This window comes from Pseudomonas sp. SWRI22 (assembly GCF_014268395.2).
Classification (GTDB): Bacteria; Pseudomonadota; Gammaproteobacteria; order Pseudomonadales; family Pseudomonadaceae; genus Aquipseudomonas; species Aquipseudomonas paracarnis.
The window spans coordinates 59,399-84,237 of record NZ_JABWQK020000003.1; the positions used below are offsets into that span (position 1 = coordinate 59,399).

The following is a 24,839-nucleotide window of genomic DNA, read 5'->3' on the forward strand; positions in this document are numbered from 1 at the left end:
CCGTTCTTCTCAAGGTAGTGCTGTGTCCTCCTGGAATACGCAGATCGCGCGCCTGTTCGCGGAGCAGAAGAAAGCCCTCGAAGCCTTCGTCACGCGCCGCACCGGCAGCGCCCAGGTGGCTGCCGACCTGACCCAGGAATCCTTCCTGCGCCTGGCGCGCCTGGAGTCCGGCGAGAAGATCGATAACCTACCCGCGTTCCTCTTCACCATTGCCAGCAACCTGGTGCGCGACCACCAGCGCCAGGCTATCCGCCGCGAGCGTCTGGATGCCGGCGCACCGAGCGAAGAACTGCCCTGCAGCAACCCCGGTGCCGACGAACAGCTGGCCGCCTATCAGCAGGAGCAACTGATGCAGGATGCGATCCTGGGCCTGCCCGAGGCGACTCGGCAGATCTTCCTGCTCTATCATGTCGACGAGCTTTCCTACCGCGAGATTGGCGAACGCCTGTCGATCAGCCCGCGCAGTGTGGAATACCAATTGCGTCGCGCCTTGATTGAATGCCGTGGGTACATCAAGACGCGCCTAGCCTGCGATGCACAAGGACGTCGGTCATGACTGCCCTGCCTACTGCTGATGTGTTGTTCGAAGAGGCGTCCGGCTGGTATTTCCGCCTGCACGCCGAGGACTTGACCCCGGCTGAAATGGACGCCTTTGCTGCGTGGCTCGGTCAGGGCCAGGCGCAGGATGATGCCTGGCAGGAAGTGCAGGCGATGCTCGGTGGCCTGCGTGAGCCGGCGCGCGTCATTCGCCGTGCCGAGCAGGCCACCTGGCGTAAACCGCTGCGGCGCTGGGCGTATGCGGCTGCCGTATTGCTGGCCGTGGGCCTGACCGTGCAGAACACTCCCTGGCTTGACCGTTTGCGCGCCGACTACGCCACCGGCACTGGCGAGTCGCGCACCATCGAACTGGCCGATGGTTCCCACCTTCAGCTCAACACCGACAGTGCGGTGCAAATCCGCATGACTGCGGGTGAGCGGCAGATTCGTTTGCTGCGTGGCGAAGGTTTCTTCGATGTGACCAAGGACCCCGCACGGCCCTTCGTGGTGCAGTCGGGCGACGGCTGGGTGCGAGTGGTCGGCACCCAGTTCAGTGTGGCGCGGCGTGATGACCAGACGCGTGTGCAGGTGGCGCAGGGCAAGGTTGAAGTCAGTGCAGGGAGCGGCACGCCGGTCTATCTGGAACCGGGGCGGGCCGTGGAGTATCAGAGCCGGCACCTTGCACACGTCCACGGTTTCGACCCGGCCAGCGGCTTTGCCTGGCGTCAGCGGCAACTGGTGTTCCGTCAGCAACCTTTGTCGGTGGTGGTCTCTGAACTGAACCGTTACTGGCCCGGCAAGACGCTGGTGCTCGGTGATGCGTTGCGCAGTCGGGTAGTGTCCGGCGTGTTCGAAATCGACAAGCCCGATGCCGTGCTCAAGGCGTTGGAATACACCCTCAACCTGCGCGCCGAGCACTACACCCCGTATTTGCTGGTGTTGCGTGAAGGCAATGCGTCCTGACGGCAATTTCTCAAAATATTTTCAGGGTTTCCCCGCAAGCCATCGTCCTTGATCACTGAGGCGTAAATAGTAAGCACTCTCAAGTAGTGCGGCGCCGATCACAGACTTTTGTACCGGGGAGCACCATTCATGGCACACCGATTCGCCACACGGCCCTTGCTGGCCTTGGCCATTTCCTTGGCCAGCTGTATCGCGCCGTCGTACCTGCAGGCCGCTGAGGCCAAGCAGGCCCAGACCTACCGCTTCGATATTCCCGGGCAGGGCCTGGACGCTGCGCTGGCGGCGTTCTCGGCGGTGACGCGGGTTCAGGTGCTAGTGAATGGGGAGTTGACCCAGGGGGTGATATCGCCGGGTGTGAAGGGCAACCTGGGGCAGCGTGAAGCCTTGGGGCAACTGCTCGGCGGCACGGGACTGAGCGCGGCGTTTATCAATGCCGATACCGTCACCCTGGAAAAACGTGTGGTACCAGGTTCTGCCCTGGAAGTGGGCGCCACCACCATCACGGCCGAACGCCTGGGCGTCACCACCGAAGGCACGGGCTCGTACACCACGGGGGCCGTGACCCTGGGCAAGGGCGAGCAAAAACTCAAGGACATCCCGCAGTCGGTCAGCGTCATGACCCGCAAGCAGATGGATGATCAGAACACCACCAAGCTCTCTGAAGTGGTCAAGCGCACGCCCGGCCTGACAGCGACCAAGTCTCCCGGCTCCGGTATGTTCATCTTCTCCCGTGGCTTCGAGGTTGGCACCCTGCAATACGACGGTTTGGGGATTCCACGTAACACTTACACCTTGGGCAGCTATCTCACCGAAAACATGGCCATTTACGACCGCGTCGAGACGCTGCGCGGCCCGGCCGCCTTGCTGCAAGGTGCCAACAGCCCCGGCGGCACCATGAACCTGGTGCGCAAGCGCGGGCAGCAAGCGCCGACGGCGACCATTACCGCCAAGGCTGGCTCATGGGACCACTACGGCACTCAGGTCGATGTCGGTGGCCCGCTGAACGCCGAAGGCACCTTGCGCGGACGCTTCGTGGCGGATTACGACACCACCGACTCCTTCGTCGACTATGCGGGCGGCTGGAACCAGACGGTTTATGGCGCCGTCGACTACGATTTCACTCCCGACACCACCGTCGGCCTGGGCATCAGTAACCAGAAGGGCCATTCGCGCCCCAACTTCATGTCGTTGCCCCGTTATGCCGACGGCAGTGATATCGGTCTGCCGCGTTCGACATTTGTCGGCGCCAGTTGGAACCGCAGCGTCAACAATCAGACTCAGGTGTTTGCCGACATCGAGCACCGCTTCAACGATAACTGGAAAGTGAAAGCCGCACTGGTAGCCATGGGTGAGCACAACGACGCAACCTACCAGGCGACGTGGGACACGGTACCCGTCGGCGGTGGCGCTGTGCCCTATGTAGATTGGATCACCGACTTCAATACCAAGAGCCGCGGCGCGGATGTGTATGTAAACGGCAAGTTTGAGGGGCTGGGCTTCCAGCAGGAAGTGGTGCTGGGCGCCAACTATTCCAAGCTCACCACCGACGACCAGTGGGCACGGGCTTCAAACCCCGGCGCGGATATCTTCAACATCGACCACAACCGCCCACAGCGCGACAAATACCAATTGTTCCAGGAGGGTGCCGCCTCGAAGAGCTGGTATGACATTCGCCAGAAAGGCATCTATGGCACCTGGCGTGTGAAAGTCCTGGACCCGCTGACGTTGATCGTCGGTGCGCGTACCAGTTGGTATGACTATTCCTACATTGGCCAGAGTGGTTTCAAAGGCACATATGGTGCCCCGCAAGACAATACCACCCAGTCCAATGGCAAGGTTACGCCCTACGCCGGCCTGGTCTATGCGCTCAACGAGCAGTGGTCGGCCTACGCCAGCTATGCCGATGCCTTTGAGCCGCAAACCAACCTGACCACCTCCGGCTCCCTGCTCAAGCCTATCGAGGGCAAAAACTACGAGTTGGGCATCAAGGGAGAGCTGGCTGACGGGCGCCTCAATACCTCGTTTGCGATCTTCCGTTACGATCAGGAAAACCGTAGCGTGCAGGACCTGCAAGGGCCAATGAACTGCAATGGTTGGTACTGCTCGGTCGCTTCCGGCAAGGTCCGCAGCCAAGGCTTTGAAGCCACACTCAGTGGTGAGGTGCTGCCAGGCCTGCAGCTGGCCTCCAGCTACACCTACAACACCACTAAATTCCTCAAGGACAATACCTACGAAGGCAAGATTTTCAGCACCTGGACCCCCAAGCACTTGCTCAAGGTCTGGGGCGATTACCAGTTGCCGGGCGATTGGCAACATTGGAGCGTGGGTGCCGGTGTGACCGCGCAAAGCAGCACCGAAGCCTATGACCGTACGTTCAGCGTGCCGGGCAATGCATTGTGGGATTCGCGGGTGGCCTACAAGATCAACCAGGAATTCACCGTGGCGGCAAACCTGAACAACATGTTCGACAAGAAGTATTACATCCCGGCCTACAACGCGAACTGGGGCAGCAACTACTACGGGGACCCACGCAATGTGATGTTCACCATGACCTATACCCCACAGTTCTAAGAGATTACCTATATCCAATGCGGGGGCTGGCTCGCCCGCAATGGCGGTGTGCCAAACAAGAACTCACCGGCAGGCCTATAGCTATCGCAGGCAAGCCAGCTCCCACAGTTGATCCTCGGTGTTGTGGAGGTTTTGGCCAGGCATAAAAATGCCCCGCACCTGGCGGGGCTTTTTTATGCGCGGGGCTTACAGGCCGTCGAGCATGGCTTTGTTGCGTACGGCACCCTTGTCGGCACTGGTGGCCAACAACGCGTAGGCCTTCAATGCGGTGGTGACTTTGCGCGGGCGCTTCTCCACTGGCTTCCAGCCTTTCTTGTCCTGCTCAACGCGGCGTGCTGCCAGTTCTTCATCGCTGATCAACAGGTTGATCGAGCGGTTCGGGATGTCGATCAGCACCTTGTCGCCATCCTGCACCAGGCCAATCGCGCCACCGGCAGCGGCTTCCGGCGAAGCGTGGCCGATGGACAGGCCCGACGTGCCGCCGGAGAAACGGCCGTCGGTCAGCAGGGCGCAGGCTTTGCCCAGGCCTTTGGATTTCAGGTAGGACGTGGGGTAAAGCATCTCCTGCATACCCGGGCCGCCTTTAGGGCCTTCGTAGCGGATGATCACGATATCGCCTTCCTTGACTTCGTCCGCGAGGATGCCGCGTACCGAGCTGTCCTGGCTTTCATAGATCTTGGCGCGGCCTTCGAAGACGTGGATGGACTCATCCACGCCCGCCGTTTTCACCACACAGCCGTCGAGGGCGATGTTGCCGTACAGCACGGCCAGGCCGCCTTCTTGCGAGTAGGCGTGCTCGACACTGCGGATGCAGCCGTTTTCACGGTCGTCATCCAGGGTGTCCCAACGGGTCGACTGACTGAACGCCGTCTGCGTCGGGATACCGGCCGGGCCGGCCTTGAAGAAGGTGTGCACGGCTTCGTCGTCGGTCTGGGTGATGTCCCACTTGGCGATGCCTTCGGCGATGGACTTGCTGTGCACGGTTGGCAGGTCGGTGTGCAACAGGCCGCCACGGGCCAGGGAGCCGAGGATCGAGAAGATCCCGCCGGCGCGGTGCACGTCTTCCATGTGGTACTTCTGGATGTTCGGCGCGACTTTGCACAGTTGCGGCACGTGACGGGACAGGCGGTCGATGTCGCGCAGGTCGAAGTCGATCTCGGCTTCCTGGGCCGCGGCCAGCAGGTGCAGGATGGTGTTGGTGGAACCGCCCATGGCGATGTCCAGGGTCATGGCGTTTTCGAACGCCTTGAAGTTGGCGATATTGCGCGGCAACACCGACTCATCGTTCTCGCCGTAGTAACGCTTGCACAGCTCGACGATGGTGCGGCCGGCCTGCAGGAACAACTGCTCGCGGTCGCTGTGAGTGGCCAGTGTGGAACCGTTGCCCGGCAAGGCGAGACCCAGGGCTTCCACCAGGCAGTTCATCGAGTTGGCGGTGAACATGCCGGAGCACGAACCGCAGGTCGGGCAGGCGCTGCGCTCGTATTCCGCGACCTTCTCGTCAGAAGCGCTGGAATCGGCGGCGATCACCATGGCGTCGACGAGGTCGAGGCCGTGGGAGGCGAGCTTGGTCTTGCCGGCTTCCATCGGGCCGCCGGAGACGAAGATCACCGGGATGTTCAGGCGTAAGGCAGCCATCAACATGCCGGGGGTGATCTTGTCGCAGTTGGAAATGCACACGATGGCGTCGGCGCAGTGGGCGTTGACCATGTACTCCACGGAGTCGGCGATGATCTCGCGGCTCGGCAGGGAATACAGCATGCCGTCATGGCCCATGGCGATGCCGTCATCCACGGCGATGGTGTTGAATTCTTTTGCCACGCCACCGGCGCGTTCGATCTCGCGGGCGACCAGTTGGCCGAGGTCCTTGAGGTGGACATGGCCCGGCACGAACTGGGTGAACGAGTTGGCAATCGCGATGATCGGCTTTTTGAAGTCGTCATCTTTCATCCCCGTGGCACGCCACAGTGCGCGCGCGCCGGCCATGTTGCGGCCGTGGGTGGATGTTTTCGAGCGGTAATCAGGCATTGGAGCACTCCGGGCGGCTAATCAAGTACTAAAGGGGAGTGAGCTTCTAATTGACGACTGGAACACTCAGAAAATGGCCGTGTGTCCGGAAGTTGCCACTCGCATCGCGGGATCGCCGCTTGCTTGGGCCTCGAGCTCATAAACCCGCCGGGGGATGACTGGCGATGAATAGGGCCGATTCTACACCGACTTCTTGTAGGAGCGAGCTTGCTCGCGAAAATCGTCAACGATGACGCAGTGCTATCAGGTGGACCGGGGTGACTATTCGTTTTTCGCGAGCAAGCTCGCTCCTACAACGGCAAGACATATCTGGAACCACTGTTTAAGGCCTCGCTGGCGCGCTGGCTCCTACCGTTTATCTTCCAATCACAGAAGAGGACGAAGGAATGTCCACCCAGCAAAATTCTCATCGGCTGCGTAAAGGGCGCTATTCGGAATCGGGCCGTATCTACTTGCTAACGGCTGTCACCCATCAACGGCAACACATTTTTCAAGACTGGCTTATCGGTCGCTTGCTGGTCCGCGAATTCAGAAAGGCTCAGGAGGAAGGAGATGCAACGTCACTAGCCTGGGTGGTCATGCCCGATCATTTCCACTGGCTGGTGGAATTGCACAACGGCGATTTGCCCAGGCTCATGCAGCGAACCAGATCGCGAAGTGCGCGTGCAGTCAATAAGGCAAGACAGTCCTTCGGAGTGCTTTGGCAAAAAGGCTATTTCGACCGAGCGCTGCACCGTGAGGAAGACTTGAAGGCAATGGCTCGCTACATCGTCGCAAACCCCTTGCGCGCAGGCTTGGCCGAGCACATTGGCCAATACCCACTATGGGACGCCATCTGGCTATAAGGCACCCTTCCCTGTAGGAGCGAGCTTGCTCGCGAAGATCGTCAACGATAACGCAGCGCTATCAGGTAGCCCGTGGCGTCTATTCGTTCTTCGCGAGCAAGCTCGCTCCTACAAAAGGGGTCGGTTTTAATCAGCTATTGGGCAACAACCGGCACGTAATGCTCTTGATATAGCGCGTTTCGGCAATCGCCGGGTGCACCGGGTGGTCCGGGCCTTGGCCGCCGCGTTCGAGCATCTGGATGTTGCGGTCCAGATGGCGGGCGCTGGTGAGCAGAATGTTTTGCAGGTCGTCTTCCGGCAGGTGCATGGAGCACGAAGCGCTGACCAGGATGCCGTCTTTGCTGAGCAGGCGCATGGCTTGCTCGTTGAGGCGGCGGTAGGCACCTTCGCCGTTTTTCATGTCTTTTTTGCGTTTGATGAAGGCCGGTGGGTCGGCGACGATCACGTCGAAGCGTTCTTCGCTGGCTTTCAGTTCTTTAAGCGCTTCAAAGACGTCGCCTTCGATACAGGTCATCTTCTCGGCAAAGCCGTTCAGCGCGGCGTTGCGCTCTACGCCGTCGAGGGCGAAGGCCGAAGCGTCGACGCAGAACACTTCACTGGCACCAAAGGCGGCGGCTTGCACGCCCCAGCCGCCGATGTAGCTGTACAGGTCCAGTACTCGCTTGCCCTTGGCATACGGGGCCAGGCGGGCGCGGTTCATGCGGTGGTCGTAGAACCAGCCGGTCTTTTGGCCCTGAATCACCGGGGCTTCGAACTTGACGCCGTTTTCTTCCAGCGCCACCCACTCCGGCACCAGGCCGAACACGGTTTCGACGTAGCGGTTGAGGCCTTCGGCGTCGCGTGCGGCGGAGTCGTTCTTGAACAGGATGCCGCTGGGCTTGAGCACTTGGGTCAGCGCGGCGATCACGTCTTCTTTATGCGCTTCCATGGTCGCCGAGGCGATCTGCACTACCAGGATGTCGCCGAAACGGTCGACCACCAGGCCCGGCAGCAGGTCGGAATCACCGTAGACCAGGCGGTAGAACGGCTTGTCGAACAGGCGGTCACGCAGGGACAGCGCGACGTTGAGGCGGTGTACCAGCAGCGACTTGTCCAGCGGCAACTTGATGTCGCGCGACAGCAGGCGGGCACAGATCAGGTTGTTCGGGCTCATGGCCACGATGCCCAGGGTCTTGCCGCCGGCCGCTTCCAGGATAGCCTGGTCGCCTGCCTGGAAGCCGTGGAGTGGGGTGGCGGCCACGTCGATTTCGTTGCTGTAGACCCACAGGTGGCCGTTGCGCAAACGACGATCGGCGTTGGCTTTGAGACGCAGGCTTGGCAGGGACATGACGTCGCTCCGGAAAAAAGAGCGGGAGTATACCCTTTGCGCACTCTTTCATGTGGGAGCTGGCTTGCCTGCGATATGGGCGGCGCGGTGTATCAGACGTACGGTGGTGAGGCTATCCAGGCAAGCCAGCTCCCACATTTGATCGGGTTTCAGTTGGGTTTTTGGGTGTCGGCCACGTCTGCATAAGGGGTAGAATTCGCGCCTAGCCCAGAGTGTGTACTTATGTCCCAAGAGCTTTCCCCCGAGCAGATCCAACAGGCCCTGCAAGGCATCAGCGTGCCGCCCCAACCGCAAATCATGGTGGATTTGCAGATGGAGCAGTACATGCCCGACCCGGACCTGGAAGTGATTGCGCGGTTGATCTCCCAAGACCCGGGCTTGTCCGGCGCACTGCTGAAGATCGTCAATTCGCCGTATTACGGCCTGAGCAACAAAATTGCATCGATCCAGCGCGCGGTAAACCTGTTGGGCAGCCGCTCGATCATCAATTTGATCAACGCGCAGTCAATCAAGGGCGAGATGTGCGACGACACCATCGTCACCCTCAACCGCTTCTGGGACACTGCCCAGGATGTGGCCATGACCTGCCTCACACTGGCCAAGCGCACCGGTTCGCAAACCGTCGACGAAGCCTATGCCCTGGGCCTGTTCCACGATTGCGGCGTGCCGTTGATGCTCAAGCGCTTCCCCAACTACATGTCCGTGCTGGAACAGGCATACGCCAACGCCGGCCCGGATTGCCGCGTGGTCGATACCGAGAACAATGCGTTCCACACCAACCATGCGGTAGTCGGCTACTACACCGCCAAGTCCTGGCGCCTGCCGGAGCATGTCACCGACGCCATCGCCAATCACCATAACGCCCTGGTGATTTTCAGCGATGAGACCACGCGCAACCCGCAGCTCAAGAACCTGCTGGCCATTTTGAAGATGGCCGAGCATATCTGTTCGTCTTACCGCGTACTGGGTAACCAGCCGGTGGACCATGAGTGGAATGCCATCGGCCACCTGGTGCTGGATTACGTGGGCCTGTCGGACTACGACTTCGAGAGCCTGAAGTTGTCGATCCGCGAACTGGGCGCGCACTGACCCGTCATTCAAGAGGTACACATGCCCGAGTTACCAGAAGTCGAAACCACCCGACGCGGCATTGCCCCGCACCTGGAAGGCCAGCGCGTCAGCCGCGTGGTAGTGCGTGAGCGGCGCCTGCGCTGGCCAATTCCGGAAGACCTGGATGTGCGCCTGTCAGGGCAGCGCATCGTGCTGGTGGAGCGCCGGGCCAAATACCTGTTGATCAATGCCGAAGTGGGCACCTTGATCAGCCACTTGGGCATGTCGGGCAACTTGCGCCTGGTTGAGGTAGGTATGCCGGCGGCCAAGCATGAACATGTGGATATCGAGCTGGAATCGGGTATGGCCCTGCGCTACACCGACCCGCGGCGCTTCGGTGCGATGCTCTGGAGCCTCGACCCGCACAACCATGAGTTGCTGATGCGGCTGGGGCCGGAGCCGTTGACCGACCTGTTTGATGGCGAGCGTTTGTTCCAGCTGTCTCGAGGCAAGTCGATGGCGGTGAAGCCGTTCATCATGGACAACGCGGTGGTGGTAGGCGTGGGCAATATCTATGCGACCGAGGCGCTGTTTGCAGCGGGGATTGACCCGCGTCGCGCCGCCGGTGGGATTTCACGCGGGCGCTATTTGAAGCTGGCGATTGAGATCAAGCGGGTGCTGGCCGCTGCCATCGAGCGGGGCGGTACCACGTTGCGGGACTTTATCGGTGGCGATGGGCAGCCGGGGTATTTCCAGCAGGAACTGTTCGTATATGGCCGGGGCGGCGAGGCGTGCAAGGTCTGCGGCACTGAGCTGCGCAATGTGGTGCTGGGGCAGCGGGCGAGTGTGTTTTGCCCTAGGTGTCAGAGCTGATGGTTGGGTGAGGGCTGAGATTGCTATCGCAGGCAAGCCAGCTCCCACATTTGAATGTATTCACATATCCAAGTGTGGGAGCTGACTTGCCTGCGATGAGGCCTTTACGGGCAACGAAGAGGCTTAGGCCTTACCGGTAATCTTGCGGTACTTCTCCATCAACTGCTCTTCAGTCTCAGGGTGTGCCTCGTCCAGAGGAATGCAATCGACCGGGCATACCTGCTGGCACTGCGGTTCGTCGTAGTGGCCGACGCACTGGGTGCACAGGTTGGGGTCGATCACGTAGATCTCTTCGCCTTGGGAAATGGCGGCGTTCGGGCACTCGGGTTCGCAGACGTCGCAATTGATGCAATCGTCGGTGATGATCAGGGACATGGAAACTCCTGCCAGGGCACTCTGCCAAGGCATCTGAAAACTAATGCGCGCAATTGTGCCGCATTGGCGCCCGCAGTGCGAGCCTGTCTCTGTGGTGAGGGATGAAAGGATTGGGACTGCTGCGCAGTCCAGCGGGAGCAAGCTCCCTCGCCACAATGAGCCTTACTTCTTGAAGCGCAATGTCAGTGCGTCTGCTACAGCTGGATGCACGAACTTGGTGATATCTCCGCCCAAAGCAGCGATTTCACGAACCAACGTCGAGGAAATGAACGAATAACGCTCCGACGGCGTGAGGAACAGGCTTTCCACGTCCGGCGCCAATTGGCGGTTCATGTTGGCCAGCTGGAATTCGTATTCGAAGTCCGACACCGCGCGCAGGCCACGCAGGAACACATTGGCGTTCTGCTCCTTGGCGAAATGCGCCAGCAGTGTCGAAAAGCCCACTACTTCCACATTCGGCAGGTGCTTGGTGACCTCTTGCGCCAGCTCCACACGTTGTTCCAGGGGAAACAGCGGGTTTTTCTTGGGGCTGGCCGCGACCGCGATGATCACATGGTCGAACAGGCGAGAGGCGCGTTCGACCAGATCGCCATGGCCTTTGGTAATCGGGTCGAAGGTACCTGGGTACAACACTCGGTTCATCGCGTCGTCCTGGCGGAGTCCGTTGGGGAACCGGATGGTATCGCAGCATTACCGGTGGGCCAAGTCGACTTATGTAGATAGATACCGTGAATACCCTGTCTTTTCATGCCGTTTTCAGACGTTCGGCCAATGCGCTCGCCAGTTGCGCGGTCAACCCATACACCGACAATTGCGGGTTGGCGCCAATGCTGGTGGGGAACAGCGAGCCATCGTGGATCGACAGGTTACGCAACTGATGATGGCGACCCAGGCTGTCGGCGACGGCATCTTTCGGATCTTCACCCATGGCACAACCGCCCATCACGTGGGCGCTGCCCAGGGTGGTGCGATGCAGTTCCAGGCCCAGACCGTCGATCACGCTGCGCGCTTCGGCCAAGTTGTTCACAAAGCGCGCGTCGTGATGCAGGGGCTTGACCGATTTGGCCCCCGCCGCGAACTGAATCTCGGCCATGCTGTGGAAGGCCCGGCGCAGGCCGTCCCAGGCGTAGGGCGAGACCTGATAGTCGAGCACTGGGGTGCCGTCACCGCGTAACTCCACCGTACCGCCCGGGCTGTCGGGGTGAAAGCCGTCGCGCAGCAGGGCGAGCATGGCGTGGGTGTGGGGTAATTGGTTCATGTCCAGGGCGTTCTGGTTGCCGTAGCCACCAAACAGGGTGCTCGCCAGGCCTGGATGCAGGGGCGGTGCTTCCAGTTTGTAGGACATTTTGCCGGTAGTGCCGTCCTGCCATTGGAAATGGTCGGAGTAGATGGATTGCGGCGCACCGTAGAAGGGGTTGATCACTTCGTCGAACAGCCCGGCGGAGAAATTGACCAGGTGCAGGAAGGTGCGCTTGCCCAGCCGCGAGTGTGGGTCGGGCGCGTCGGAGCGCATCAGCAGGGCCGGGCTGTTGATGCCGCCGCCCGCCAGCACATAGTGCTTGGCTTTCACCCTGATCTTGCGCCCTGTGGGCGCTACGCAGCGTTCGTCCATGGCCACGCATTCGAGGCTGCTGATGGTGTCGCCGCTGTATGTGAGCCGTTCGGCGCGAGCCAGGTAAAGTAGTTCGCCGCCCTTTTCCAGGGTGGACGGGATGGTCGTCACCAGCATTGACTGCTTGGCGTTGACCGGGCAGCCCATGCCGCAATACCCCAGGTTGAAGCAGCCGCGCACATTGCGCGGGATCACATGCCAGCTGTAGCCGAGCTTTTCACAGCCTTTGCGGATCACATCGTTGTTGGCATTCGGCGGCAGCGCCCAGGGCGCGATGCCCAGGCGCTGTTCCATTTTTTCGAACCAGGGCGCCATTTCGGCGCTGCTGTGGCCTTTGACCGCATATTCGCTGGCCCAATGCGCGAGGGTAGCGTCAGGGGTGCGAAAGCTGGAGGTCCAGTTAATCAAGGTGGTACCGCCCACCGCCCGGCCCTGCAGGATGGTGATAGCGCCGTCCTTGCTCATGCGGCCGATGCCTTCCTGGTAAAGGCTGGCGTAGGCTTCGTCTTCCAGCAGCTTGAAATCACTACTGGTCTTGAGCGGGCCTTCTTCGATCAGCAACACTTTGTAGCCGGCGGCGCTGAGGATTTCGGCGGTGGTACCGCCCCCGGCGCCGCTGCCGATGATGGCGACATCCGCTTCCAGGGTCAGGTCGTGATCCAGGGCGGCGCCATTGTGGGTTTTCCAGCCACGGGCCAGGCCGTCGCGGAACAGATCGGGTACGGGCATAGGTGTGCTCTCTTATTCTTGTCGGAAGATGCAATCTTGGGGGATTGCCCAGGCTAGATCTTGGGCGGGCCGGGGTAGCCGCAATGGGCCCAGGACTCGGGCCGGAAGTACCAGGCCATGATCACCAGTTTGAGCAGCGAGCCCTGGCCCATGCGCAAAAGGTTCAGGTAACTGTTTTCCCAGCGGTGCAGGAAATTGCGGATCTGTTCGCTGCTGGCGTTTTCCCAACTGCCCCAGATACCGGTCAGTGGGCCGCGGGTAATGCCCATGCCCAGTACGTCGAATAATTGCTGGGTGAGCTTGAACATCTCGGGCGACAAGTGCTGCAGGCTGTAATCGAGCTTTTTCAGGGTGCCCTCAATACCTGCAAGCACTTGTTCGGCACTGGCCGCGCCTTCTAGCAGCACCGGGATTACCGCCCGCAAGAACGGCAAGTCGCTGGTGCGCAACATCGCAAAGCCGCTGGCCGGTGTACTGCTGGAGCAACCACTGAGGCTGGCGCCCAACCCGGCGGTGGCGAGGAAGGCGCTGGCACACAGGCCGATTTTCAAGACGCCGCGCCGTGACAGCGCGGGTGAATCAGTCAGGCTGGGGTTCATTGTTTTTATAGTCCCGAAGGTGGCGGTTATCAGCGGATAAACAGCTTCTGGATCAGCTTCTGGATCGACTTGCCATAGGGCGGGTAGATCAACTTCGCCGCGTTCAGGCGCTGTTTGACCAGCACACCCTTGGCCTTGCTGAACGTCAGGAAACCTTCGTGACCGTGGTAATGGCCCATGCCTGACGGGCCGATGCCACCGAACGGCATATCGTCCTGGGCGACGTGCAGCAAGGTGTCGTTCAGGCACACACCGCCGGAATGGGTTTCGTGGAGCACCCGCGCTTGTTCGCCTTTGTTGTAGCCGAAGTAATACAAGGCCAGTGGGCGAGGGCGCTGGTTGATGTAGGCAAAGGCTTGGTCAAGGCCGCGATACGGCACGATGGGCAGGAGCGGGCCGAAGATTTCGTCCTGCATCACGGTCATGTCGTCACTGACATTCAACAGCATGCTGTGGGCCATTCGCCGAGCCTGGCCTTGCTCGTACAGCGGGATGAGGGTGGCGCCTTTGTCGGTGGCGTCCTTGGCGTAGGCATTGAGCCGGGCCAGTTGGCGTTCGTTGATGATGGCGGTGTAGTCCGGGTTGTCGGCCAGGGTCGGATAAAACCCGCGCACGGCTTTGGAATACGCCTCGACAAAGCCCTCCACGCGATCTTCCGGTACCAGAACATAATCCGGCGCTACGCAGGTTTGCCCGGCGTTCAAGGCTTTGCCGAAGGCGATGCGTTCGGCAGCATCCTTGAGCGGCACGTCGGCCGAGACAATGGCTGGCGATTTGCCGCCCAGCTCCAGGGTCACCGGCGTGAGGTTTTCGGCCGCCGCACGCATCACGTGCTTGCCTATACTGGTAGCGCCGGTGAACAGCAGGTGATCGAAGCGCAACTTGGAAAACGCCATGCCCACGTCAGCTTCGCCCAGCACGACGCACACCAGGTCCTCGGGGAAGATCTTGGCCAGCAACGCCTTGAGCAGCTCGCCGGTGGCCGGCGTGGATTCGCTGAGCTTGAGCATCACCCGGTTACCGGCAGCCAATGCCCCAACTAGCGGGCCGATGGCCAGGTACAGCGGGTAGTTCCACGGCACGATGACGCCGACGACGCCCAGTGGCTGGTAAATGACTTTGGCTGAGGCGGGCTGGAAGGCAATGCCTACAGCGCGGCGGGAAGGTTTCATCCAGCCCTTGAGGTGTTTGCTCGCGTAGTGAATGCCATGCAGGCTAGGCATCAATTCGGCAAACAGGGTTTCGTCGGCGCTGCGATGGCTGAAATCCTGGCTGATCGCATTGATCAGCGCCTGGCGTTCGTCGCTCAGCAGATCCCGCAAAGCCTTGAGCCATTGCTGGCGCTGCCCGGCCGGCGGCATCGGGTTGGCGACGAAGGCGCGGCGTTGGGCGTTGAACAGGTTCTGGAGCTGATCCAGCGCCTGGGAATCTTGCAGGTAGGCAACGTTGGCAGACATGGCGCGGCACCGATTGTTATTGGTCTGCCTGGATTTTTAGAGTCATTGCTCTAAATTGTCAAATAACATTGCAGTAACATCCAGATTTATCCTGGCCGGGTTAGGCCGTAAGATGCCCCATCCCGTGTATAGAAGCTGATCCCCTATGGCACCACGAGTAAAGACCAGCGAGCGCATTGTGCAAACCAGCCTGGAGCTTTTTAACCAGCAGGGCGAGCGCAGTGTCAGTACCAACCACATTGCCGCCCACATGGAAATTTCCCCGGGCAACTTGTACTACCACTTCCCTAACAAGCAGGCGATCATCGCCGTGCTGTTCCGCGAATATGAAGCGCTGGTAGACAGTTTCCTGCGCCCACCACAGGGACGCACGATGGTGGTGGAGGATAAACGCTTTTATCTGCAAGCCGTATTGGCCGGCATGTGGCGTTATCGCTTCCTGCACCGCGACCTCGAACACCTGCTGGAGAGCGACCCGGAACTGGCGACTGGCTACCGGCGGTTTTCCCAGCGTTGCCTGATCCAGGGCGGCGCGATCTACCAGGGCTTTGTCGATGCCGGCATTCTCAATATGGACCCGGTGCAAACAGAAGCCCTGACCCTGAATGCGTGGATCATCCTCACCTCGTGGGTGCGCTTTTTGTGTACCACCAATGAAAAATCCACCCACCTGAGCGCCGAGGCGATCAAGCGTGGGGTTTATCAGGTGCTGGTGCTGGAGGCGGGGTTTGTCACGCCACAGGCCAAAGAGGCGGTGGACGCCTTGTTCAAAGAGTTTTACGTGCCGTTGAATCAGGCACTGGAAGAAGTGAAGTAAGACCTTTCCCCTTTGTATTCACAGGAGTCAGTCATGCCGCTTGCCCAACTGATCAGCCCCCAGCAATTGGCCGAGCGCCAACAGTCGAGCGGGTGGGTGATCCTGGATTGCCGCTTTGCCCTGGAAGACCCGGACTACGGCTTGTGCAGTTACGCCGAAGGGCATATCGAGGGCGCGCAATACGCCGACCTGGAGCGCCACCTGAGCGGCCCGGTGACCAAGGGCGTGACCGGTCGTCATCCTTTGCCGGCGGCGGACACGTTCGCCAGGCAACTGCGGGCCTGGGGTATCAGTGCCGACACCGATGTGGTGCTGTATGACGACGGCCCCGGTGCCTACGCCGCCCGTGCCTGGTGGCTGCTGGCCTGGCTGGGCAAGCGTGATGGTGTGTTTATTCTGGATGGTGGCCTCAAGGCCTGGCATGCCGCCGGTTTCCCCCTGAGCCTGGACGCGCCCGTGGTTGAGCCAGGTACCTTCGCCGGTACGCCGGATCATCGTCTGTTGCTGGATGCCGAACACCTGCAAAAACGCCTGGGCCAACCCGGCCTGACCTTGATCGACGCCCGCGCCCAGCCGCGCTTTCGTGGTGAAGTAGAACCCATCGACCCGATTGCCGGGCATATCCCTGGCGCGCAATGCGCGGCGTTCAGTGAAAACCTGGGCAGTGATGGTCGTTTCTTACCGGCTGATCAGCTCAAGCAACGCTTTGCCGCGCAGCTGCAAGGGCGCCCGCCGCAGGAGTTGGTGGCGTATTGCGGGTCTGGGGTGACGGCGTGCCATAACCTGTTTGCGTTGAGCCTGGCGGGGTACCCGTTGGGCAAGTTGTATGCGGGGTCGTGGAGTGAGTGGATTACTGATCCAGCTCGGGAAATAGCCACGGGCGAGTAAACGACCGGTGTAAACGTTTCATTGAAATGTGGGAGCTGGCTTGCCTGCGATAGCAGAGTGTCAGCCACCTCAACATTGGCTGGCCCACCGCTATCGCAGGCAAGCCAGCTCCCACACTATTGACCGTATTGGGTCTGGAGCCACTGCGGGATTCGGCGTTCCAGGTAGTAACCAGGGCGCTTCAACGAACCCTCCACAAACCCCACATGCCCGCCCTTGGCCAGCAACTCGAACTCGGTGCAGGCCGACAGCTCACTGGCGTCAGGCAAGCTGTGCGCAAACACAAACGGATCATCAGCCGCCTGGATAATCAGCGTCGGCGTGCGGATACCGCCCAGGTAATAGCGGCTGGAAGCGCGGCGATAGTAATCCTCGGCACTCAAGAAACCGTGCAGCGGCGCGGTTACCCGCCCGTCGAAGTCCCAGAACGTGCGCATCTTTTCCAGGGAGCCAAGGGCCTCGAGGGTTTTGAGCCCATCCTCACGACCGTCCTGCAGGAATTGGCGTTGCTTGACGCGGATATACGCCAGCATCTCGCGCATGAAGTGCTTCTGATACACCCGCGAGAACCCCAGCCCAATGCGATCCGCGCATTGATCCAGGCGAAACGGCACCGACACCGCCGCCGCGCCCTGCAGCCCTGAGGCCTCGCCGGTTTCCCCCAAATGCTTGAGCAACACGTTGCCGCCCAGGGAGTAACCCACCGCGTACAAGGGCGCCAAAGGCCGCTTGGCGCGCAGATGAGCAATCGCGGCTGCCAGGTCTTCGCTGGCGCCGGAGTGATAGCTGCGAGCCAGCAGGTTGGGCTCGCCAGAGCAGCCGCGCCAGTTCAACGCAGCACTGGCCCAGCCTTGGGTGGCGAGGACTTTTTGCAGGCCGGCCACATAGGGCGAATTGGACGAACCGGTCAGCCCATGCAACACCAGCACCAAAGGCGCTTGCACGTCATGAGGCCCGTGCCAGTCGAGATCGAGGAAGTCGCCATCCTCCAGCCACAGGCGCTCACGCTGACGCTCGATGTGGGTGGTCGGCCGCCACAGCGGTCCCCACAGTGTCTGCAAGTGAGGGTTGCCGAGGCCGAAGGCGGGTTTGAACAGGTCGCAAGAAGGGGTCATGACGCTCTCGGTGGCAAGTGAACTCACTGTGGCGAGCGAGCTTGCTCGCGCTGGGCCGCGTAGCGGCCCCATCAAGAACACTGCGTTTATTCAGTCGGAACACCTTGGCAGGTTTCAGGGCCGCTTCGCAGCCCAGCGGGAGCAATCTCTAGCCACACGATTAGGCGGCGTTTTCGACCAAACGATGCCACAACGCGTAATACACCCGCCCGGACTTCTGCTCCCGGTGCAGGCGCCAGCCACTTGGCAGGCCGAGCGTGGAGGGCGCGGTCTCGCTCTCAGTGTAGATCCAGGCATCCGGTGCCAGCCACTGGCGTTCTTCCAGCAGTGTGCAGACGGTCGGCAGCAGGTTCTGGTTGAACGGTGGATCGAGGAACACTACGTCGTATTCAGTGGCCGCCTGGGTTTCCAGGTAGCGCAGCGCGTCGGCCGTCTGCACCTGGCCGGTGGTGCAACGCAGCGTGCCCAGGTGCTCCTTGAGGCTGGACACCGCCACATTGCTGGCGTCCAGCGCCTGGCCCTGGGCCGCGCCACGGGACAGCGCCTCCAGGAACAGCGCGCCGCTGCCGGCGAACGGGTCCAGCACTTTGGCCCCGCCTATGTACGGCGCGAGCCAGTTGAACAGGGTTTCACGCACGCGATCGGGCGTCGGGCGCAGGCCCACGACGTCGGGGAAGCTCAGCTTGCGGCTGCCCCATTCACCGCCAATGATGCGCAGTTGGCCCACACCGTTATGCACGTTGTGGACAGGTTTTTTCGGGCGAGATGAACTGGCCATTAATGCTCCGGAACCCCGAGCGGCTGCTCGGCAGGTTTATCAGTGGGGGGCGGTAGTGGCTTTTGCGCAATCGTCGGGCCGGCGGTCACAATGACCATCTTGTCGGCGCTCAAGTGTTTGTTCATTGCAGCCTTGACCTGATCGACGGTCAGGGCCTGGGATTGTTTCATGAAATCTTCCAGATAGCTCAGCGGCAGTTTGTAGAAACCCATGGCGCCCAACTGCCCGACGATATCGGCGTTGCTGGCGGTGGACAGCGGGAAGCTGCCGGCCAGTTCGCGCTTGGCGTCGTCCAGTTCTTTTTGTGTTGGGCCGTTCTTGAGGTAATCAGCCAGTACATCCTCAACCAGGCGCAGGGTGCCGCCGCTCATTTCGGCGCGGGTCTGCAGGTTGATCATGAACGGGCCGCGCACCTGCATCGGTGAGAAACCGGAGTACACGCCGTAGGTCAGGCCGCGTTTTTCACGCACCTCGCTCATCAAACGGGTACCGAAGCCGCCGCCGCCAAGGATCTGGTTGCCCAGGGACAAGGCTGCGTAGTCCGGGTCGGCGCGGTCGATGCCCAATTGCGCAAACAGCAGGTGGGTTTGCTTGGACGGAAACTCGATACGGCTCAGGCCGGCTTTTGGCTCGGTCGGTTGAGCGATCTTGGCCATGGCCGGGCCTTTGGGCAGCGATGCCGACACTTTGGCCGTCATGGCCTCGGCTTCTGCACGGGTCAGGTCGCCGACGACTGCAATCACGGCATTGCCCGCCGCATAGGCTTTGGCATGGAACGCCTGCAACTGTGCCAGGGTAATTTTCGGCACGCTTTCTGGGGTGCCTTCGCTCGGATGCGCGTAAGGATGGTCGCCGTACAGACGCTTGAACAGCTCGATGCTCGCCAGTTTGCCGGGGTTCTGTTTCTGGTACTCAAAACCGGCCAGGATCTGGTTCTTGATGCGTGCCAGAGAGTCTGCCGGGAAAGTCGGCTGGCCAATCACCTGGTTGAACAGTGACAGGGCGGCGTCGCGCTTGGCGCTGTCGCTCAGGCTGCGCAGGGTCACCAGCGCCATGTCGCGGTAGGCGCCGTTGCCAAAGTCGGCTCCCAAGCCTTCGAACCCACTGGCGATCTGGCTGACATCCTTGCCCGGCACGCCTTCGTTGAGCATGGCGTTGGTCATCAGCGCCAGGCCTGGCACGTCGCCATCCTGGCTGCTGCCGGCGGCAAACAGCAGGCGCATGTCGAACATCGGCAATTCGTGGGCTTCGACGAACAGCACCTTGGCGCCTTCGGCGGTGGTCCAGGTTTGTACGTCGAGCTTGCGGTTGGTCGGTGCCTTGCCATCCAGTTCCGCCAGGGACTGCAGGGTGCTGGCCGTTTGAGCCTTGTCCAGGGCCTGGCTGGCGACCGACTCGCTCGGGCGCAAAAAGTAAACGGCGCTGGCCGCCATCAGGGTGACGGCGATCAGGCCGGGCAGGATCAGGCGGCTGTTTTTGCGATCACTCATGAGCGGTCTCCTCAGGCAAAACATGGGCGACGCTCAGACGTTCGCGGGTGAAGTAGGTGCGTGCGGCCTTCTGGATGTCTTCCGGGGTCACGCTTTGCAGGTCGGCAAGCTCCGTGTCCATGAGCTTCCAGGACAGGCCGACCGTTTCCAGGGAGCCGATGGCCGTGGCCTGGCTGGTGATGGAATCACGCTGGTACACCAGGCCGGCAATGACCTGGGCACGGATGCGCTCCAGTTCTTCGGCGGTCGGCGGCTTGGCCTTCAACTCATCGAGCAGGCGCCACAGGCCGGCTTCGGCTTGGGCGACGGTTTTCTTCTTCTGCTGGTTCGGCGTGGCCGAGAGCGTAAACAGGCTGTCGCCGCGGGTGTAGGCGTCGTAGTTGGTGGAAGCCGCGGACACAAGTTCCTCACCGCGCTCCAGTTGCTCGGAGATCCGTGCACTGTAGCCGCCGTCCAGCAGCGCCGAGATCAGGCGCAGGGCCTGCACCGAGCGTTTGTCTTCGGCGGTGGCCAGGCCAGGCACGTTGAAGCCCAGGAACACGCTTGGCAATTGGGTCTGCACGTGCAGGGTCAGCAGGCGCTCGCCGGGCTCGGCCAGTTCCATCGGGATTTTTGCCGGCGGCACGTCACGCTTGGGGATCGGGCCGAAGTAACGTTGGGCGAGGTTTTTCACCTCGTCCGGGGTCACGTCGCCGACCACCACCAGGGTGGCGTTGTTCGGCACGTACCAGGATTGGTACCAGTGGCGCAGTTCCTCGACCTTCATGCGGTCCAGGTCGGCCATCCAGCCGATGGTCGGCGTGTGGTAGCCGCTGGCGGGGAAGGCCATGGCCTTGAAGCGCTCGAACGCTTTGGACATGGGGTTATCGTCGGTGCGCAGGCGGCGTTCTTCCTTGATTACTTCGATTTCACGGCTGAATTCGTCGGCCGGCAGGCGCAGGCTGGCCATGCGGTCGGCTTCCAGCTCGAAGGCCACACCCAGGCGATCACGGGCCAATACCTGGTAGTACGCGGTGTAGTCGTCGCTGGTGAAGGCGTTTTCTTCGGCGCCCAGGTCGCGCAGGATCAGCGAGGCTTCGCCGGGGCCAACCTTGGCGCTGCCCTTGAACATCATGTGTTCCAGGGCGTGGGACAAACCGGTCTGGCCCGGGGTTTCGTAGCTTGAGCCAACCTTGTACCAGACCTGGGAAACCACCACCGGCGCGCGATGATCTTCGCGCACGACCACCTTGAGGCCGTTATCGAGGGTGAATTCATGGGTGGGTTGTGGATCGGCAGCCAAAGCTGAGAGAGGCAGACAAACTGTGCTGAACAGCAGGCCTGCGGCGCGGCGGGCTAGAGCATTCATTCGTTTTTAAACCTGTTGGGCTGCCCGCTTGGTCTTAGCGTCGGCGGGCGAGGAGGTGCTAGGATACTGATCCGACCTAGGGACGGCCACTGTGGCTGTCTTGTTGAGGCCCTATTTAGGCCTTACAAAATGTTGCGCATGAACGAGCTGGCTAAAAAACAGTCTGTTACGCATCGAATTTTATTTACCGACGCGCACTGTGGCGCGTCGCTACCTTGAGATAGCCGTCTCCATGTTTGGTTCCAACGACGACAAGAAGACCCCAGCTGCGGCTGGCGAGAAGAAAGGCCTGTTCGGATGGCTGCGCAAAAAGCCGCAGGAAACCGTCGTCGAACAGCCGCAGGTTCACGCTGAACCCACCCCTGAACCCGTAATAGAAGCCGAACCGGTTGCCGAGACGCCAGTTCCGGTGGTGTTGCCTATGGCTGAGCCGGTGTTGCAGCCGGTCGTCGAGGCCGAGCCGGAACCTGAGCCTGCGCCCGAGCACAAGCCCTGGTTGGAGCTGCCCGTGGCCGAAGAGCCCGTGGCGTTGGTGGAGGATGTTCAGGCCGAGCACGTCGTGCCGCCGATTCCTGCAGTGGTTGAGCCGGCGCCGGTAGAGGTTGCGGCTGAAGTACCGCCCGTTGTTGAAGTTCCTGTCCCGGTTGTTGCCGCACCTGCCGTCGTCGAGCCAGAGCCTGCCGTTGCCACCACCGAAACCAGCAAAACCGGATTTTTCGCCCGCCTCAAGCAGGGCCTGAGCAAGACCAGCGCCAGTATTGGCGAAGGCATGGCCAGCCTGTTCCTGGGCAAGAAAGTCATTGATGACGAGCTGCTGGAAGACATCGAGACCCGCCTGCTCACCGCCGACGTGGGCGTCGAAGCCACCGCCGTGATCATCCAGAGCCTGACGCAGAAGGTCGCGCGCAAGCAGTTGACCGACGCCGACGCCCTGTACAAATCCCTGCAGGCTGAGCTGGCCGCCATGCTCAAGCCGGTTGAAGCGCCGCTGGTGATCACCCCGAAAAAGCCGTTCGTCATCCTCGTTGTAGGTGTAAACGGCGCTGGCAAGACCACCACCATTGGCAAACTGGCCAAGAAGCTGCAGGGGGAGGGCAAGAAAGTCATGCTCGCCGCCGGTGACACCTTCCGTGCCGCGGCCGTCGAGCAGTTGCAGGTGTGGGGCGAGCGCAACAAGATCCCGGTGATTGCCCAGCACACCGGTGCCGACTCTGCGTCCGTGATCTTCGATGCCGTGCAAGCCGCCAAGGCGCGTAACATTGACGTGCTGATCGCCGACACAGCCGGCCGCCTGCACACCAAAGACAATTTGATGGAAGAGCTGAAGAAAGTGCGCCGCGTGATCGGCAAGCTTGACGCCGATGCACCCCATGAAGTCCTGCTGGTGCTTGACGCCGGTACTGGCCAGAACGCCATCAGCCAGGCCAAGCAATTCAATCAGACGGTGCAGCTGACCGGCCTGGCATTGACTAAGCTCGACGGCACGGCGAAAGGCGGTGTGATTTTCGCCCTGGCCAAACAGTTCGGGTTGCCGATTCGTTATATCGGCGTCGGTGAAGGCATCGACGACCTGCGCACCTTTGAAGCCGAACCCTTTGTACAGGCACTGTTTGCCGAGCGGGAGCGTTCATGATTCGATTCGAGCAGGTCGGTAAACGCTATGCCAACGGGCATGTGGGCTTGCATGAGCTGAGCTTTCGAGTGCGTCGCGGCGAATTCTTGTTTGTCACCGGCCATTCGGGCGCAGGCAAAAGTACGCTGTTGCGCCTGTTGCTGGCCATGGAGCGCCCGACCACCGGCAAGTTGTTGCTGGCGGGTCAGGACCTGGCCACTATCAGCAATGCGCAAATTCCATTCCTGCGCCGCCAGATCGGCGTAGTGTTCCAGAATCACCAGTTGCTGTTCGACCGCACGGTGTTCAACAACGTGGCCCTGCCGTTGCAGATACTCGGGCTGTCCAAGGCCGAGATCGTCAAGCGCGTGGATTCGGCCCTGGAGCGTGTAGCCTTGTCGGACAAGACCGACCTCTTCCCCGGCGACCTGTCCACCGGCCAGCAACAGCGTGTCGGTATCGCCCGCGCCATCGTCCATCGCCCGGCCTTGCTGCTGGCGGACGAACCCACCGGTAACCTCGACCCGCGCCTGGCGGCCGAGATCATGGGGGTGTTCGAAGACATCAACCGCCTGGGCACCAGCGTCTTGATCGCCAGCCACGACCTGGCCTTGATTGCCCGTATGCGCCATCGCATGCTCACCCTGCAACGCGGCCGCCTGATCGGCGATGGGGAGGCTGGCGTATGAGTGCTACACGCAGCCCTAAAGTTTCCGAACGGGTGGCTCCGAAGCCAGCCGACCCGCAACCGAAAAAGAAAAAACACGACGAAGACGACGGCCCGGACTTCGGCACCCTGGTGCACGCCTGGATCGAAAGCCACCGCGCCAGCCTGCTGGACAGCCTGCGGCGCCTGGGCAAACAGCCGATCGGTAGTTTTTTCACTTGCCTGGTGATGGCGGTGGCCTTGAGCCTGCCGATGGGCTTGTCGCTGTTGCTTAATAATGTGGAGCGCCTGGGCGGCTCCTGGCAGCGGGCGGCGCAGATTTCGCTGTACCTGAACCTGGACACCAGCAGCAAGGAAGGCGAAGCGCTGCGTGACGACATCAAGAACATCCCGGGGGTAGCCGAGGCCGAGTACATCAGCCGCGACCAGGCCCTCGAAGAGTTCCAGCAGCAATCGGGCCTGGGCGAGGCGCTCAAGGAGCTGCCGCAGAACCCGCTGCCGGGCGTGGTGTTGGTAACGCCGAACGAGGTCGACAAGCCGGCGCTGGAAGCCCTGCGACAAAAACTCGCAGAGATGCCGAAGGTGCAACAGGCGCAACTTGATCTAGTCTGGGTAGAGCGCCTGGCCGCGATCCTCAAGCTGGGTGACCGCTTTGTGTTCGGCCTGACGGTGTTATTAGTGTCTGCATTACTTTTGGTGATAGGTAATACCATTCGTCTTCATATTGAAAACCGTCGCACCGAGATAGAAGTGATTAAACTGGTGGGAGGCACAGACAGCTATGTGCGTCGGCCTTTCCTGTACATGGGCGCGCTGTATGGCCTGGGTGCGGGGATCTTGTCCTGGGGCGTACTGGCGTTTGGCCTGGATTGGTTGAACGACGCGGTTGTCGGCTTGGCCGGGCTCTACGGCAGTGATTTCGCTCTGGCCGGTGTGCCGGTAGCCGATGGTCTGAGTCTCTTGCTTGGCGCGGTGTTGTTGGGGTATATCGGTGCGTGGATTGCGGTGGCACGGCATTTACGCGAGCTGGCGCCGAAGTAGTTAATGCCAGATTAATGTGGTTTCGTTTGTATTGACCGTATCAGCGGTTTAGGGAACTTGTCCTACGGTTCCCAGGTCAATTTTCGCAGTGCTGAACTGCACGAGTTATGTGAGTCG

At 61.1% G+C, this 24,839-nt stretch carries 22 protein-coding genes; 11 read left to right on the top strand and 11 right to left on the bottom strand.

The window, feature by feature from the left end; translation table 11 throughout:
* Nucleotides 1-22 precede the first annotated feature (22 nt).
* The 3 genes from HU730_RS23200 to HU730_RS23210 all read left to right on the top strand — a co-directional run bounded on the left by HU730_RS23200 (nt 23) and on the right by HU730_RS23210 (nt 4,071).
* On the top strand, nt 23-556 hold the full coding sequence (locus tag HU730_RS23200; protein ID WP_034128963.1) for an RNA polymerase sigma factor: 534 nt from the start codon (nt 23-25) through the stop codon (nt 554-556).
* On the top strand, nt 553-1,500 hold the full coding sequence (locus HU730_RS23205) for a FecR family protein (protein WP_034128962.1): 948 nt from the start codon (nt 553-555) through the stop codon (nt 1,498-1,500). The genes HU730_RS23200 and HU730_RS23205 overlap by 4 nt, the downstream gene beginning before the upstream one ends.
* A 129-nt stretch (nt 1,501-1,629) precedes the next feature.
* Complete coding sequence (locus tag HU730_RS23210) at nt 1,630-4,071, top strand: TonB-dependent siderophore receptor (RefSeq protein ID WP_186527469.1); 2,442 nt, start codon at nt 1,630-1,632, stop codon at nt 4,069-4,071.
* 186 nt (nt 4,072-4,257) lie between these two features.
* On the opposite strand, the gene ilvD is transcribed toward HU730_RS23210, so the two are convergent.
* Nucleotides 4,258-6,099, bottom strand: coding sequence for a dihydroxy-acid dehydratase (gene ilvD, locus HU730_RS23215; RefSeq protein WP_003195159.1), 1,842 nt, complete (start codon nt 6,097-6,099; stop codon nt 4,258-4,260).
* 386 nt (nt 6,100-6,485) lie between these two features.
* On the opposite strand from ilvD, the gene HU730_RS23220 reads away from it, so the two are divergent.
* A complete protein-coding gene (locus HU730_RS23220) occupies nt 6,486-6,944 on the top strand; it encodes a transposase (protein ID WP_186527468.1) in 459 nt (152 codons plus the stop codon).
* Between the two features lie 130 nt (nt 6,945-7,074).
* On the opposite strand, the gene HU730_RS23225 is transcribed toward HU730_RS23220, so the two are convergent.
* Nucleotides 7,075-8,271, bottom strand: coding sequence for a class I SAM-dependent rRNA methyltransferase (locus HU730_RS23225; protein ID WP_003195152.1), 1,197 nt, complete (start codon nt 8,269-8,271; stop codon nt 7,075-7,077).
* A 276-nt stretch (nt 8,272-8,547) separates the two neighbouring features.
* On the opposite strand from HU730_RS23225, the gene HU730_RS23230 reads away from it, so the two are divergent.
* Nucleotides 8,548-9,360 (top strand): HDOD domain-containing protein, encoded by an 813-nt coding sequence (locus HU730_RS23230; protein ID WP_169921966.1) that lies wholly within the window; start codon nt 8,548-8,550, stop codon nt 9,358-9,360.
* A 21-nt stretch (nt 9,361-9,381) separates the two neighbouring features.
* The gene (gene mutM / locus HU730_RS23235) at nt 9,382-10,194 is read left to right on the top strand and encodes a bifunctional DNA-formamidopyrimidine glycosylase/DNA-(apurinic or apyrimidinic site) lyase (RefSeq protein WP_003195148.1); all 813 of its coding nucleotides are present in this window, start codon (nt 9,382-9,384) and stop codon (nt 10,192-10,194) included.
* Nucleotides 10,195-10,317: 123 nt separating this feature from the next.
* On the opposite strand, the gene HU730_RS23240 is transcribed toward mutM, so the two are convergent.
* The 5 genes from HU730_RS23240 to HU730_RS23260 form a co-directional block, all read right to left on the bottom strand.
* Complete coding sequence (locus HU730_RS23240) at nt 10,318-10,569, bottom strand: YfhL family 4Fe-4S dicluster ferredoxin (protein WP_003195146.1); 252 nt, start codon at nt 10,567-10,569, stop codon at nt 10,318-10,320.
* Between the two features lie 162 nt (nt 10,570-10,731).
* Nucleotides 10,732-11,211, bottom strand: a complete 480-nt coding sequence (gene coaD / locus HU730_RS23245; RefSeq protein ID WP_003195136.1) for a pantetheine-phosphate adenylyltransferase — start codon at nt 11,209-11,211, stop codon at nt 10,732-10,734.
* Between the two features lie 103 nt (nt 11,212-11,314).
* The gene (locus tag HU730_RS23250) at nt 11,315-12,910 is read right to left on the bottom strand and encodes a GMC family oxidoreductase (RefSeq protein ID WP_060763948.1); all 1,596 of its coding nucleotides are present in this window, start codon (nt 12,908-12,910) and stop codon (nt 11,315-11,317) included.
* A 53-nt stretch (nt 12,911-12,963) separates the two neighbouring features.
* Nucleotides 12,964-13,509 (bottom strand): hypothetical protein, encoded by a 546-nt coding sequence (locus tag HU730_RS23255; RefSeq protein ID WP_020301931.1) that lies wholly within the window; start codon nt 13,507-13,509, stop codon nt 12,964-12,966.
* Nucleotides 13,510-13,538: 29 nt separating this feature from the next.
* Nucleotides 13,539-14,966: a coniferyl aldehyde dehydrogenase gene (locus tag HU730_RS23260; protein ID WP_060763946.1), complete on the bottom strand. Its 1,428-nt coding sequence runs from the start codon at nt 14,964-14,966 to the stop codon at nt 13,539-13,541.
* A 145-nt stretch (nt 14,967-15,111) separates the two neighbouring features.
* On the opposite strand from HU730_RS23260, the gene HU730_RS23265 reads away from it, so the two are divergent.
* Together HU730_RS23265 and HU730_RS23270 are read left to right on the top strand one after the other, a co-directional pair.
* On the top strand, nt 15,112-15,783 hold the full coding sequence (locus HU730_RS23265; RefSeq protein ID WP_005792294.1) for a TetR/AcrR family transcriptional regulator: 672 nt from the start codon (nt 15,112-15,114) through the stop codon (nt 15,781-15,783).
* A 33-nt stretch (nt 15,784-15,816) separates the two neighbouring features.
* A complete protein-coding gene (locus tag HU730_RS23270) occupies nt 15,817-16,671 on the top strand; it encodes a sulfurtransferase (protein ID WP_054897588.1) in 855 nt (284 codons plus the stop codon).
* Nucleotides 16,672-16,787: 116 nt separating this feature from the next.
* Here HU730_RS23270 and HU730_RS23275 read toward each other — a convergent pair whose 3' ends face one another.
* The 4 genes from HU730_RS23275 to HU730_RS23290 form a co-directional block, all read right to left on the bottom strand.
* Complete coding sequence (locus HU730_RS23275; RefSeq protein WP_054897587.1) at nt 16,788-17,786, bottom strand: hydrolase; 999 nt, start codon at nt 17,784-17,786, stop codon at nt 16,788-16,790.
* Between the two features lie 160 nt (nt 17,787-17,946).
* Nucleotides 17,947-18,564 carry a 16S rRNA (guanine(966)-N(2))-methyltransferase RsmD gene (gene rsmD / locus HU730_RS23280; protein ID WP_034128953.1) on the bottom strand — a complete coding sequence of 206 codons (618 nt, stop codon included), beginning with the start codon at nt 18,562-18,564 and terminating at the stop codon, nt 17,947-17,949.
* Nucleotides 18,564-20,054, bottom strand: a complete 1,491-nt coding sequence (locus HU730_RS23285) for a pitrilysin family protein (RefSeq protein WP_186527467.1) — start codon at nt 20,052-20,054, stop codon at nt 18,564-18,566. Before HU730_RS23285 ends, rsmD begins: the two co-directional genes overlap by 1 nt.
* Complete coding sequence (locus tag HU730_RS23290) at nt 20,047-21,402, bottom strand: pitrilysin family protein (protein WP_003195117.1); 1,356 nt, start codon at nt 21,400-21,402, stop codon at nt 20,047-20,049. Before HU730_RS23290 ends, HU730_RS23285 begins: the two co-directional genes overlap by 8 nt.
* 232 nt (nt 21,403-21,634) lie before the next feature.
* Between HU730_RS23290 and ftsY the strand changes: the two genes are divergently transcribed.
* The 3 genes from ftsY to ftsX are packed head-to-tail and all read left to right on the top strand — an operon-like array spanning nt 21,635 to nt 24,722.
* Nucleotides 21,635-23,035, top strand: a complete 1,401-nt coding sequence (gene ftsY, locus HU730_RS23295; protein WP_186527466.1) for a signal recognition particle-docking protein FtsY — start codon at nt 21,635-21,637, stop codon at nt 23,033-23,035.
* On the top strand, nt 23,032-23,703 hold the full coding sequence (gene ftsE / locus HU730_RS23300; protein WP_003195112.1) for a cell division ATP-binding protein FtsE: 672 nt from the start codon (nt 23,032-23,034) through the stop codon (nt 23,701-23,703). The genes ftsY and ftsE overlap by 4 nt, the downstream gene beginning before the upstream one ends.
* Nucleotides 23,700-24,722, top strand: a complete 1,023-nt coding sequence (gene ftsX / locus HU730_RS23305) for a permease-like cell division protein FtsX (RefSeq protein ID WP_003195111.1) — start codon at nt 23,700-23,702, stop codon at nt 24,720-24,722. Before ftsE ends, ftsX begins: the two co-directional genes overlap by 4 nt.
* Nucleotides 24,723-24,839 lie beyond the last annotated feature (117 nt).

What these genes read in the sequence shown, in the direction of transcription:
- HU730_RS23260 (WP_060763946.1), bottom strand. Translation starts at nt 14,966, where the DNA reads ATGTCTGCCAACGTTGCCTACCTGCAAGATTCCCAGGCGCTGGATCAG.
- HU730_RS23250 (WP_060763948.1), bottom strand. Translation starts at nt 12,910, where the DNA reads ATGCCCGTACCCGATCTGTTCCGCGACGGCCTGGCCCGTGGCTGGAAA.
- HU730_RS23270 (WP_054897588.1), top strand. Translation starts at nt 15,817, where the DNA reads ATGCCGCTTGCCCAACTGATCAGCCCCCAGCAATTGGCCGAGCGCCAA.
- coaD (WP_003195136.1), bottom strand. Translation starts at nt 11,211, where the DNA reads ATGAACCGAGTGTTGTACCCAGGTACCTTCGACCCGATTACCAAAGGC.
- rsmD (WP_034128953.1), bottom strand. Translation starts at nt 18,564, where the DNA reads ATGGCCAGTTCATCTCGCCCGAAAAAACCTGTCCACAACGTGCATAAC.
- HU730_RS23240 (WP_003195146.1), bottom strand. Translation starts at nt 10,569, where the DNA reads ATGTCCCTGATCATCACCGACGATTGCATCAATTGCGACGTCTGCGAA.
- mutM (WP_003195148.1), top strand. Translation starts at nt 9,382, where the DNA reads ATGCCCGAGTTACCAGAAGTCGAAACCACCCGACGCGGCATTGCCCCG.
- HU730_RS23255 (WP_020301931.1), bottom strand. Translation starts at nt 13,509, where the DNA reads ATGAACCCCAGCCTGACTGATTCACCCGCGCTGTCACGGCGCGGCGTC.
- ilvD (WP_003195159.1), bottom strand. Translation starts at nt 6,099, where the DNA reads ATGCCTGATTACCGCTCGAAAACATCCACCCACGGCCGCAACATGGCC.
- ftsY (WP_186527466.1), top strand. Translation starts at nt 21,635, where the DNA reads ATGTTTGGTTCCAACGACGACAAGAAGACCCCAGCTGCGGCTGGCGAG.
- HU730_RS23275 (WP_054897587.1), bottom strand. Translation starts at nt 17,786, where the DNA reads ATGACCCCTTCTTGCGACCTGTTCAAACCCGCCTTCGGCCTCGGCAAC.
- ftsE (WP_003195112.1), top strand. Translation starts at nt 23,032, where the DNA reads ATGATTCGATTCGAGCAGGTCGGTAAACGCTATGCCAACGGGCATGTG.
- HU730_RS23285 (WP_186527467.1), bottom strand. Translation starts at nt 20,054, where the DNA reads ATGAGTGATCGCAAAAACAGCCGCCTGATCCTGCCCGGCCTGATCGCC.
- HU730_RS23220 (WP_186527468.1), top strand. Translation starts at nt 6,486, where the DNA reads ATGTCCACCCAGCAAAATTCTCATCGGCTGCGTAAAGGGCGCTATTCG.
- HU730_RS23205 (WP_034128962.1), top strand. Translation starts at nt 553, where the DNA reads ATGACTGCCCTGCCTACTGCTGATGTGTTGTTCGAAGAGGCGTCCGGC.
- HU730_RS23225 (WP_003195152.1), bottom strand. Translation starts at nt 8,271, where the DNA reads ATGTCCCTGCCAAGCCTGCGTCTCAAAGCCAACGCCGATCGTCGTTTG.
- ftsX (WP_003195111.1), top strand. Translation starts at nt 23,700, where the DNA reads ATGAGTGCTACACGCAGCCCTAAAGTTTCCGAACGGGTGGCTCCGAAG.
- HU730_RS23265 (WP_005792294.1), top strand. Translation starts at nt 15,112, where the DNA reads ATGGCACCACGAGTAAAGACCAGCGAGCGCATTGTGCAAACCAGCCTG.
- HU730_RS23210 (WP_186527469.1), top strand. Translation starts at nt 1,630, where the DNA reads ATGGCACACCGATTCGCCACACGGCCCTTGCTGGCCTTGGCCATTTCC.
- HU730_RS23290 (WP_003195117.1), bottom strand. Translation starts at nt 21,402, where the DNA reads ATGAATGCTCTAGCCCGCCGCGCCGCAGGCCTGCTGTTCAGCACAGTT.